This is a genomic window from Chitinophaga sp. SVR4-12A (assembly GCF_056754765.1).
In genome coordinates this window covers 1-10636 of the sequence record NZ_JBPGWP010000004.1, presented here as the reverse complement: position 1 = coordinate 10636, position 10636 = coordinate 1, and the positions used below count along the sequence as shown (strand labels likewise).

14 protein-coding genes are annotated in these 10636 nt (G+C 67.9%); 7 read left to right on the top strand and 7 right to left on the bottom strand.

What is annotated here, in order from left to right:
- The 3 genes from ACR9Y8_RS31240 to ACR9Y8_RS31230 all read left to right on the top strand — a co-directional run.
- Positions 1 to 998 (top strand): DEAD/DEAH box helicase (locus tag ACR9Y8_RS31240; RefSeq protein WP_481217248.1); only part of this gene is annotated, 998 nt, incomplete at its 5' end.
- A 158-nt stretch (positions 999 to 1156) separates the two neighbouring features.
- Positions 1157 to 1564, top strand: a complete 408-nt coding sequence (locus tag ACR9Y8_RS31235; RefSeq protein WP_481217249.1) for an ATP-dependent helicase C-terminal domain-containing protein — start codon at positions 1157 to 1159, stop codon at positions 1562 to 1564.
- Between the two features lie 193 nt (positions 1565 to 1757).
- A complete protein-coding gene (locus ACR9Y8_RS31230; protein WP_481217247.1) occupies positions 1758 to 2060 on the top strand; it encodes a hypothetical protein in 303 nt (100 codons plus the stop codon).
- Positions 2061 to 2365: 305 nt separating this feature from the next.
- Here the strand turns inward: ACR9Y8_RS31230 and ACR9Y8_RS31225 are convergent, their stop codons facing one another.
- Both ACR9Y8_RS31225 and ACR9Y8_RS31220 read right to left on the bottom strand, forming a co-directional pair.
- A complete protein-coding gene (locus ACR9Y8_RS31225; RefSeq protein WP_481217246.1) occupies positions 2366 to 2743 on the bottom strand; it encodes a pseudouridine synthase in 378 nt (125 codons plus the stop codon).
- 142 nt (positions 2744 to 2885) lie between these two features.
- Positions 2886 to 3071, bottom strand: coding sequence for a hypothetical protein (locus ACR9Y8_RS31220; RefSeq protein ID WP_481217245.1), 186 nt, complete (start codon positions 3069 to 3071; stop codon positions 2886 to 2888).
- An 843-nt stretch (positions 3072 to 3914) separates the two neighbouring features.
- Here ACR9Y8_RS31220 and ACR9Y8_RS31215 point away from each other — a divergent pair.
- Positions 3915 to 4535 (top strand): aldo/keto reductase, encoded by a 621-nt coding sequence (locus ACR9Y8_RS31215; RefSeq protein ID WP_481217244.1) that lies wholly within the window; start codon positions 3915 to 3917, stop codon positions 4533 to 4535.
- Positions 4532 to 4867, top strand: coding sequence for an aldo/keto reductase (locus ACR9Y8_RS31210; RefSeq protein ID WP_481217243.1), 336 nt, complete (start codon positions 4532 to 4534; stop codon positions 4865 to 4867). Before ACR9Y8_RS31215 ends, ACR9Y8_RS31210 begins: the two co-directional genes overlap by 4 nt.
- Positions 4868 to 4925: 58 nt before the next feature.
- Here the strand turns inward: ACR9Y8_RS31210 and ACR9Y8_RS31205 are convergent, their stop codons facing one another.
- The 4 genes from ACR9Y8_RS31205 to ACR9Y8_RS31190 form a co-directional block, all read right to left on the bottom strand.
- Entirely contained in the window at positions 4926 to 5834 is a 909-nt protein-coding gene (locus tag ACR9Y8_RS31205; RefSeq protein WP_481217242.1) for an NAD(P)/FAD-dependent oxidoreductase, read from the bottom strand.
- Positions 5824 to 5979: a hypothetical protein gene (locus ACR9Y8_RS31200; RefSeq protein WP_481217241.1), complete on the bottom strand. Its 156-nt coding sequence runs from the start codon at positions 5977 to 5979 to the stop codon at positions 5824 to 5826. The genes ACR9Y8_RS31205 and ACR9Y8_RS31200 overlap by 11 nt, the downstream gene beginning before the upstream one ends.
- Positions 5964 to 6275, bottom strand: coding sequence for an Rrf2 family transcriptional regulator (locus ACR9Y8_RS31195; protein ID WP_481217240.1), 312 nt, complete (start codon positions 6273 to 6275; stop codon positions 5964 to 5966). Before ACR9Y8_RS31195 ends, ACR9Y8_RS31200 begins: the two co-directional genes overlap by 16 nt.
- A gap of 70 nt (positions 6276 to 6345) precedes the next feature.
- Positions 6346 to 7248 carry a LysR substrate-binding domain-containing protein gene (locus tag ACR9Y8_RS31190; RefSeq protein ID WP_481217239.1) on the bottom strand — a complete coding sequence of 301 codons (903 nt, stop codon included), beginning with the start codon at positions 7246 to 7248 and terminating at the stop codon, positions 6346 to 6348.
- Positions 7249 to 7353: 105 nt separating this feature from the next.
- On the opposite strand from ACR9Y8_RS31190, the gene ACR9Y8_RS31185 reads away from it, so the two are divergent.
- Positions 7354 to 8568 carry an MFS transporter gene (locus ACR9Y8_RS31185; RefSeq protein ID WP_217538936.1) on the top strand — a complete coding sequence of 405 codons (1215 nt, stop codon included), beginning with the start codon at positions 7354 to 7356 and terminating at the stop codon, positions 8566 to 8568.
- A gap of 66 nt (positions 8569 to 8634) precedes the next feature.
- Entirely contained in the window at positions 8635 to 9438 is an 804-nt protein-coding gene (dkgB, locus tag ACR9Y8_RS31180) for a 2,5-didehydrogluconate reductase DkgB (protein ID WP_210131333.1), read from the top strand.
- 174 nt (positions 9439 to 9612) lie between these two features.
- Here the strand turns inward: dkgB and ACR9Y8_RS31175 are convergent, their stop codons facing one another.
- Complete coding sequence (locus ACR9Y8_RS31175; RefSeq protein ID WP_481217238.1) at positions 9613 to 10347, bottom strand: alpha/beta fold hydrolase; 735 nt, start codon at positions 10345 to 10347, stop codon at positions 9613 to 9615.
- Positions 10348 to 10636 lie beyond the last annotated feature (289 nt).

Below are 10636 nucleotides of genomic sequence, written 5' to 3'. Positions count from 1 at the left end.
CCAACATTGACCCCAGCGGTTTTTCGCGCCTGGACGTGGTGAACATGGCGCAGGCCTCGGCCGACCAGCGCGCCGGCCGCGCCGGGCGCGTGGCTGAAGGCTGGGCCTGGCGGCTGTGGCCGCAGTCGCAGCGGCTGGAAGCGCAGCGCCGGCCGGAGATCGCACAGGTGGAGCTGGCCGCGCTGGCGCTGGAGCTGGCTGCATGGGGCAGCGAGGACCTGCATTTCGTGGATGCGCCGCCGGTGGGCGCGATGGCCGCCGCGCGCGAGCTGCTGCAGCGGTTGGGTGCGCTGGGCGATAGCGGCGCCGGCTGCTCCGCGCTGGGCCGGCGCATGCTCACCCTGGGCACGCACCCACGGCTGTCGGCGATGTTGCTGGCGGCCGGCAACGGCACCGAGCAGGCGCTGGCCTGCGACCTGGCCGCGCTGGTGGAAGCGCGGGATCCGCTGCGCCACGGCGGCGATGCCTTGGCCGCGCGGTGGCGGGCGCTGGCCGCATTCCGGCAGGGACGCGTGCCGCAGGACGCCAATCGCGGCGCGCTGGCGGCCATCGATGCGGCCAGCAAGCAGTGGCGGCGGCGCCTGGGCTGCGACACCACGCCGCCGTCGACGGTGGAGGCCCACCAGCTGGGCGACCTGCTGGCGCACGCCTTGCCGGACCGGATCGCGGCGCGGCATCCTACCGACCCGCTGCGTTACCTGTTGGCCAATGGGCGCAGCGCGCGCCTGTTCGACCCCAGCGATCTGCGCGGTGAGCCGTGGCTGGTGGCGGTGGAACTGCGCTACGAAGCCCGCGATGCGCTGCAGCGCGCCGCGCCGGTGGACGAGAACCGCCTGCGCCGGGATTTCCCGCAGCGCTTCCAGCAGCAGGACGTGGTGCGCTGGGACGCGGACAAGCGGGCGCTGGTGGCGCGCCGCGAAAGCCGCTTCGATCGCATCGTGCTGGACGGCCCGCTTCGGCCGGTCGGGTGGATCCGGCGCAGGCCGCGCAGGCCTTGAGCCGAGGGCGGTGCGCGAGCTGGGACTGGAGGCATTGCCATGGACCGACGGCTTGCGCCAGTGGCAGGCGCGAGCGCTCTCGCTGCGCGCGTGGATGCCGGAGCTGGACCTGCCGGAGGTGTCGGATGCGGCGCTGACGGAGACGCTCACGACAGTGGCTGACGCCGGCGTTCAATGGCAAAACGCGCCTGGATGCGCTGGATGAGTCCACGCTGGGCGAGGCGCTGAAGTCGCCGATGCCGTGGGCACAGCGCCAGCTGATCGACAGGCATGCGCCGGTGCGCTCGCGGTGCCCTCGGGCATGGAGCGGACGATCACGTATGCGCTGGAGGCCGATGGCGGCACCGCAGCCACCGGTGCTGGCGGTGAAGCTGCAGGAGCTGTTCGGGCTGGCCGATACGCCGCGCATCGCCGATGGCCGCGTGCCGCTCACGCTGCACCTGCTGTCGCCCGGTGGCCGCCCGCTGCAGGTGACCCAGGACCTGCGCAACTTCTGGGCCAACACCTATGCCGAGGTCAAGAAGGAAATGAAGGGGCGCTACCCACGGCACCCGTCGCCCGGATGATCCGTGGACCGCCAGCGCCACCCATCGCGCCAAGCCGCGCGGGACATGACGCCGGCTGACCGTGCGCCGCCGGTCCACCTGAATGGATCGCGCGGATTGGTTATGGTCGTGACCATGCCGTGCCTGGCGGATAACACGCCCTACACGGCCCCCGCGCGACACTGGATTTCGAACCGAGGCAAAGGACCCCCCAATGAGCAGACTGACCGTGATTACCGACCGCGCCCTGGAGCGTGCACTGGATCTGGCAAGCAGCGCAGGCGATGGCCTGAAGCATGCCGGCAGCAACCTGCGCCACCTCGGCCCGCAGGCGACGGACTGGATCAAAACCGGTGCGGCGCTGGGTGCAGTGAAGACCGGCAGCAAAGTGGCCGCCAAGGCGGTGCGCCGTAACCCGGGCGGCAACCATCGCCGTGGCCGCGGTAGGTGTAGGCCTGCTGGGCTACGCGCTGTACCGCAAGCAGCAGAGAGAAGCTGGCCAACGGCAGCATCATGAATGGGCAGGCCGAGCGCATCAGCGCGCGCAACCGCCGCAACACCACGGTGGTGGATCAGCGCCGCGATATCGGCAGCAACGCCTGATCCATCAGGCACGTTGCAGTCAAGACGAAATCCGCCGGCCTGTCCGGCGGTTTTTGTTTGGATCAAATCGATCCGCCGCCACTGGCCGGGCTGCAGGTCCTCCAACCCGTGCGGGCCCATCGCCACGCGGACCAGCCGCAGCGTGGGCAGACCACCGCCGCCGTCATCCGCCGCACCTGGCGGTTGCGCCCTTCGCGCAGGGTGATGGCCAGCCATGCATCAGGCACGGTCTTGCGGAACCGCACCGGCGGCGTGCACTCCACGAGTTGGGGTTTCCAGGTACTCCACGCGTGCGGGCAGGGTCGGGCCGTCGTTCGACTGCACGCCCCTGCGCAACGCCTGTACCTGCTCGTCGGTCGGCGTGCCTTCCACCTGCACCCAGTAGGTCTTGTCTTCCTTGTGGCGCGGGTCAGTCAGCCGATGCGCCAGCCTGCCGTCGTCGGTGAGCAGCAGCAGGCCCTCGCTGTCGTAGTCCAGGCGACCTGCCGCGTATACGTCAGGCGGCAGGCCGAAGCCGGCCAGGGTCGCGCGTGGCGGCTGGCTGCTGTCGGTGAACTGGCACAGGACGTTGAAGGGCTTGTTGAAGGCGATCAGCATGGGACGGGACGTGGGTGACGAGGTGTCATTGTCCCGGTGCACGCCGGGTGCGCGGCGACCAACGGTCGCCGCCTACCGCTATCTCAACCGGTAGCGCGCGACCGTTGGTCGCGCGCCCTGCGTAGCCGGGCAGGGCCCGGCACTACTTCACGAAACGAAGGGTCATGCGATCGCTTTCACCGATCGCCTTGTACTTGGCATCATCGGCGGCGTCATGGTTGTTCACCGGCGGCAGGGTCCACACGCCGTTCGGGTGGTCCTTGGTATCGCGCGGGTTGGCGTTGATCTCGCTGCTGCCGGCCAGTTTGAAGCCGGCCGCTTCGGCCATGGCGATGACCTGGGCCTGGCCGCGTTAGCCGCTCTTGTCGTCGGCCGGCACGTCGGCCTTGGCACGGTGTTCGACCACGCCGAGCACGCCACCGGGCTTGAGCACGCTGTAGAAGCCCTTGAACATGCCTTCGGCCTGTGCTTGGCGCTGCGCCAGTTGTGCACGTTGCGGAAGGTCAGCACGACATCGGCGGAGTTGTCGGGGCCGAAGACTCGGGGGCTTTGGGGTCGTAGCCCACGATCTTTGGCCTTGTCGTAGAGCGACGGGGTGCCGGCGAACTTCTTTTCCAGCCCGTCGCGGCCGCGCTGCTGGTAATCGCGGGCCTCGCCTTCAGCAACCGCCATCGGGTCGACCACCGCCGCGACGTAGGTGCCCTTGTCACGCAGCAGCGGGGCGAGGAACTCCGAGTACCAGCCGCCACCGGGGGTGATTTCCACCACGGTCTCGCCCGGTTCCACCCCGAAGAACGACAACGTCTGCGCCGGGTGCCGGTAGGCGTCGCGCTTCACGTTGTCCGGCGTGCGGCCCTTGCCGTCGACGGCAGCCTGGACGGCGGCGGTGATGGCGGGCTGGGCGTTGGGGCCGGCTGGCTTGATGGCCATGGCGGGGGCGGCAAGCAGCAGCGTGGACACGGTGAACAGGCAGGCACAGCTGAGCGAACGGGCTTTCATCGGATCACCTACGGTGGCGGGATGCGGCGAGCCTAGCAGCCGCGATGTCAAAGGTGTTCACAAAACGTTAGTGCAGTGCAGCGAAGCGGAACACTGTTTTGTGGCCCGCGCCGCAGCGGTGTCATGGACAGGCACTTATGCTGTGACATTGGATTTGACTGGAGGATTGCCCATGACTGCACCGCGCGAACTCGGCCGTTCCGGCCTGAAAGTGCTTCCCATCGCGTTCGGCGGCAACGTCTTCGGCTGGGGCGCGGACGAGAAGACCTCGTTCGCCCTGCTCGATGCGTTCGTCGATGCCGGCTACAGCCTGGTCGATACCGCCGATGTGTATTCGGCCTGGGTGCCCGGGAACAAGGGCGGTGAATCGGAAACGATCCTGGGCCGCTGGTTCCAGCGCAGCGGCAAGCGCGACAAGGTGGTGCTGGCCACAAAGGTGGCCAAGTGGGCCGAACACCCGGGGCTGTCCGCCGACAACATCAGCGCGGCCGTGGAAGATTCGCTGCGCCGCCTGCAGACCGATGTCATCGATCTCTACCAGGCGCACGAGGATGACGAGTCCACGCCGCTGGAAACCACGCTGGCCGCGTTTGGCCGGTTGATCGAACAGGGCAAGGTACGTGCGATTGGCGCCTCCAACTACAGCGCCGAGCGGCTGCAGGCCGCGTTGAAGGTATCGGCGGACTACAAGCTGCCCCGCTACGAGACGCTGCAGCCGGAGTACAACCTGTATGACCGTGCCGGTTACGAAGCGGGCTGGAAGCGGTGGCGCGCGAGCACGGGCTGGGCGTGATCAGCTACTACTCGCTGGCCAGCGGCTTCCTCAGCGGCGAGTACCGCAGTGCCGACGATGCGGCCAAGAGCAGCTCGCGCGGCAGCAGCGTGGTGGCCAAGTACGTCAATCCGCGTGGCCTGCGCATCCTGCAGGCGTTGGATGACGTGGCCGGCACCTACAACGCGACCCCCGCCCAGGTCGCCATTGCCTGGTTGATCGCCCGCCCGGGCATCACCGCGCCGATCGTCAGCGCGACCCGCGTGGAACAGCTGCACGACGTCCTCGCCGCTGCCCAGGTAGGCCTGACCGCCGAAGACATCGCACAGCTGGAAAGCGCCAGCGCCGCCTGACCACGCCTCCGGAATAGACCGCACCAGCAACGGCCACCCCAGGGTGGCCGTTGCTGCATCACTTCACCACTGCCCCATCCTCGGCCACCAGCGCGTGATGCATGCTGACCCCGGCGCGCACGCCCTCCGCACTGGCCAACGTGATGTTGCCCATCAACGTTGCATCACCCGCCGCGTAAACACCGGGCACGGTGGTCTGCTTCTGCGCATCCACCCGAACCAGCACACCGACCGGGCTGTCTTCCAGTTCACAGCCGAGCTGCTCCACCAGCGCCGAACCCATTTCCTGCCGCGCACTGACGAACAGCGCGCGCAGGTCGATGTGGCGTCCATCGGCCAGCAACGTCCCACTCAACTGCGGCGGGTCGCCTTCCAGTGCCACGACCGTTTCCGTTTCGATCCGCACCCCGCGCCGCTGCAGCGTGCCCAGCTGCTCCTCGTCCAGTGCCATGCCTTGGGTGAAAAAGGTGACCTGGCCCCAGTCGGCGATCAGCCCGGCCATGATTGGCGACATCGGATGTCCCCCCAGCAGCCCGATCGCGCCGCCGCCCACTTCATAGCCATGGCAGTACGGGCAGTGCAGCACGCTGTGACCCCAGCGTTCGGCAAGGCCGGGCAGCCCGGGCAACACATCGCGGATGCCGGTGGCCAGCAGCAGCTTGCGCGCCGCCCATGTATCACCGGCCGCCGTGCTTACCGCGAAACCATCCACGGTCGGCTGCGCGTCGGTGGCGATGTCGTTGGCCCAGCGCACGCTGGGGTAATCCAGCAGCTGTGCCTTGGCCTGGCGCAGCAGGTCGCCGCCGGAGATGCCATCCAGACCCAGCACGCCGTGCGAGTGGCTGGAGAAGCGGTTGCGCGGCAGCCCGCTGTCGATCACCAGCACGCTGCGGCGCGCACGCGCCAGCATCATGGCGGCGGAGAGCCCGGCGAAACTGCCGCCGACGATCACGGCATCAAAGGTCATGGGGAACTCCCTTGCTGTGCTGGGCCAGGTGCTGGGCAAAGGTGTCGCCCAGGGTCGCCAGCGTGGTGGCATGCAGGCGCTGTTCGAGCAGCGCCTGCGCCTGTTGGTAGCTCTCATCCAGCGCGGCATTCACCACCTGCTGCACCGGGCAGCCGCGCCGGTTTCGCGCGCGCCGGTATGCAGCAGCGCCGGCGAGCCGATGGCGAGATAGACGTCGTGCAGGGTGATGGTGGCCGGGTCGCGCGCCAGCTGGCTGCCGCCACCATGGCCGCGGGCGGTGTGGACCAGCCCGCCCTTCTGCAGCGCGGCGAGCAGGCGGCGGATCACCACCGGGTGGGTCGGCAGGCAGGTAGCGAGCTGTTCGGAGGTGCGCGGTCCGTCCTGGCCGACCAGGTGGGCCATGATGTGGAGCGCGTCGGAGAATTGATTGCTGGATTTCATGTAACAACAATAGTTACATACTTTGCCAGCGGCGGGTAGCGCCGGCCGTTGGCCGGCCTATGCATCGGTTTCAGCGGAGGAACGCCCGCCCGGTCATGGATTCGGCGAGATGGTCCAGGAAGCTGCTGATCCGCGCCGAAACGGCGGTGTTGCGGTAGTACACGGCGTGGATGGGCTGGCGCACTTCCACGGTGAGCGCCGGCAGCACCTGCACCAGCGTGCCCGCATCGCGGTCGCGGTGGGTCATGAAGTCGGACAGGCAGACCACGCCCGCCCCCTCCAGCGCCAGCCGGCGCAGGGTTTCGCCGCTGGACACGGCCACCGCCGGGCGGATGTGCAGCAGCGCGTCGGTGCGCCCAGGCAGCGGCCAGTGGTTGAGCGAATCCGGTTCGTTGAAGCCGAGCAGCGCGTGGCCGTCCAGTTCTTCAACCGTCTTCGGCGTGCCGTACTGGGCGAGGTAGGCCGGGCTGGCCAATACGCGAAGGCGACTGTGCGCGAGCGGGCGCGCGTGCAGGGTGGAATCGGCCAGCGGGCCGATCCGGATGGCGACGTCGGTGCGGCGTTCGAGCAGATCGATGTAGCGCTCGCTGCTGTTGAGCTCCAGCTGCACGTCCGGGTAGCGCGTGCGGAAGCCCGCCACCAGCGGGGCGATCACATGCAGCACGAACGGGGTGGCCGCATCAACGCGCAGCCGCCCGGCCGGGCGCTGGCGCCGCGCGGTCATCTGCTCTTCGGCCGCTTCCACCGAGGCCACGATGGCGCGGGCCTGGGCCAGGAACGCGTCACCCTCTTCGGTGAGCTGGAGCCGCCGGGTGGTGCGGGTCAGCAGCGTGGTGCCCAGCTTTTCCTCCAGGCGGCCCAAGGCCCGGCTGACCCCGGAAGTGGTCTGGCCCAGCGCTTCGGCGGCGGCGGTGATCGAACCGCTGTCGATCACGGCGATGAACGCCTGCATTTCATCGAGGGTGGTCTTCATGGCCCCATTATTGACCATGAAGCAAGAGTCATTGGCGTGAAGACCGGTTCTTCGGCAAGAGTCCCGCGCGCAGACTGCGCACCTTCTCTTCCACCGGTAACGCTCATGTCCCGTGGCATCCCCTTGGCCCTGTTGGCGCTTACGCTGGGTGCGTACGCCATCGGCACCACAGAATTCGTCATCGTCGGGCTGATCCCGACCATTGCCGCCGACCTCGGCGTGTCCCTGCCCTCCGCGGGTCTGCTGGTCTCGCTGTACGCGCTGGGCGTGGCGGTCGGCGCGCCGGTGTTGACCGCACTGACCGGCCGGGTGCCACGCAAGACCCTGCTGGTGGCCCTGATGGTGCTGTTTACCCTGGGCAACGTGATTGCCTGGATGGCGCCCAGCTATGGCTCGCTGATCGTGGCGCGGGTGTTGACCGGGCTGGCACACGGCGTGTTCTTTTCGATCGGCTCGATCATCGCCACGTCGGTGGTGCCGAAGGAAAAGGCGGCCAGCGCGATTGCGATCATGTTCACCGGACTGACCGTGGCACTGGTCACCGGGGTGCCGCTGGGCACGTTCATCGGCCAGCACCTGGGCTGGCGCGCCACCTTCCTGGCAGTGGCGGCGCTGGGCGTGGTCGCGCTGATCGGCAGCCTGCTGTTCGTGCCGCGCAACCTGCAGCGCAGCGAGCCAGCGACGTTCGGCCAGCAGCTTTCGGTACTGGCGCAGCCGCGCCTGCTGCTGGTGTATGCGATCACCGCGCTGGGCTATGGCGGTACGTTCCTGTCCTTTACCTATCTTGCGTCGATCCTGCAGGACGTCACCGGTTTCTCGCCGAACGCGGTGAGCGGCGTGCTGCTGGTGTACGGCGTGTCGGTGGCGATCGGCAACCTGTGGGGTGGCCGCCTGGCCGACCGCCGTGGGCCGATTCCGGCGCTGAAGCTGATCTTCGGGCTGCTGGCGCTGGTGCTGTTCGCGCTGACCTTCACCGCGCACAACACCTGGCTGGTGCTGCTGACGGTGCTGGCACTGGGCGCGGTGGCGTTCGGCAACGTGCCGGGGCTGCAGGTGTACGTGGTGAAGCAGGCGCAACGCTTTGCGCCGCAGGCCGCTGATGTGGCCTCTGGCCTGAACATCGCCGCGTTCAACGTGGGCATCGCAATGGGTGCTTCGCTGGGCGGGCTGGTGGTGGATCACCTGGGCCTGATGCATACGCCGTGGCTGGGCGCGCTGGTGGTGTTGGGTGCGCTGGGGCTGACCGTGCTGAGCGGACGGCTGGACCGGCGTGACGGGATCGAGGATCGCGCCGAGGGCGTGGTTGTCGCCGCCCATTGAGCCTTCTCATTTGATTCGTTTAACGGTGCACGGCGTAGCCTGCACCTCCCACTGAAGGAGTTTTCCATGAGCATTCCCGCATTCGGCCTTGGCACGTTCCGCCTGAAGGACCAGACCGTCATCGATTCGGTCCGCAACGCACTGGACGTGGGCTACCGCGCCATCGATACGGCGCAGATCTACGGCAACGAAGCCGAGGTCGGGCAGGCCATCGCCGAGTCTGGCGTGGCGCGTGAGGACCTGTTCCTGACCACCAAGATCTGGATCGCCAGCTTCCAGCACGATGCGCTGCTGGAGAGCCTGCGCGAAAGCCTGCGCAAGCTGCGTACCGATCATGTCGACCTGACCCTGATTCATTGGCCGTCGCCGAACGACGCGGTGCCGATGGCCGAATACCTGGGCGCGCTGGCGCAGGCAAAGGCCGAAGGCCTGACCCGGCAGATCGGCATTTCCAATTTCACCATCGAGCTCACCCGCCAGGCGGTTGCAATCCTCGGTGCCGATGCGATCGCGACCAACCAGATCGAGGTGCATCCGTACCTGCAGAATCGGGCGTTGATTGCGTTCCTGCGCGAGCAGGGCATCCATGTGACGGCCTACATGAGCCTGGCCTATGGCGAAGTGTTGAAGGATCCGGTGATCCAGGCCATTGCCGAACGCCACGACGCCACCCCGGCGCAGGTCGCACTGGCCTGGGCGCTGCAGCAGGGCTTTGCGGTGATTCCGTCCTCGACCAAGCGCGAGAACCTGGCCAGCAACCTGCTCGCGGCGGACCTGCGGTTGAGCGACGAGGACATGGCGCAGATTGCCACGCTGGATCGTGGACAGCGGCTGGCGAACCCGGAGGGCATTGCGCCGGCGTGGGATTGACCTTCGCTCAGGGGTCGCCGGACGCCTGGGTTGGTAGGGTTGGATCCCGATCAACCGCCGACCACGATGATCTGCGCGGCGAACGCATGACCTCTGCCGAAGAGCGCTTCTTCGGCGGAGGTCATGCCACAACAGAACGCGGCACCGTTATCGGCGGTCGATTGGGATGCGACCCTACCAGCGGGCCAGCAACCACTCACGCATGGCAGCGGTTACTTCCTCGGGCTTTTCCATTGGCGCGAGGTGGCCGCAATCGGGCAGCATGACCAGGGTTGAGCCGGGTACCAGGGCATGCATCTCCTCGCTGATCGCCAGCGGGGTGATGCGGTCGTTGGCGCCGCAGATGATGAGTAGCGGGTCACGGTAGCCGGCCAGTACGTCGTGGCCGTCAACGCGATCGAGCGCGCTCTGGCGCAGAAACACCTCTGCGCCGAGGCGTGCGGTCATGTCACGCACGCGCTGCACCAGCACGTAGTCGTCCAGCCGCGAGGCATCGATGTAGCTGCGCATCAGCTTGTCGCCGAAGCCATGGAACGTACCGGGCAGGCGCACGCTCGCACGCTGCGACTGGCGCTGCGCGGCACGTTCGGGCGAGTCGGCGTGGATCGAGGTATCCACCAGCGCCAGACGCAGCACCCGCTCCGGGGCCACGCGCAGGATCTGCTGGGCGACAAAGCCACCGAGCGAGAAGCCTGCCAGGGCGAAGCGTTCCGGGGCCTGGGCCAGTACGTCCTCCACCACCGCCTGCATGGTGTCGCCTCGGGTCTGGTCGCCTACGGTGCAGTCGGCGATATCAGACAGCGCGGCAATCTGCGCGCGCCAGAGTTCGGCGTCGTTGAGCAGGCCGGGCAGCAGCAACAGCGGTACACGATCGGTCATGCCGCTATTGTCCGCGATCCGGGTCGCCATGGAGTGTCGTGTGTGGCCCGGTGTGTTGCGCGGTAGGAGGTGAGAGCGCCCATGAAACAGTCACTTGGCGCAGTAGCGTGACTCAGTACCAGTCCGGTACCCGGGGCTGGCTAGGCTCAGGCACTTCCCTTCCAGTGAGCCCTGCATGGATTCATTCCCGGTATCACCGCCGCCACGCCGACCCCGGCATCCACCAGTACGCCGAGTCCACCCGCGGCACCGGCAAATGCCGGCACGCTGCCGTTGGAAACCATCATGCAGCGGGAGCTGGCCTATTACGAGGTGGATG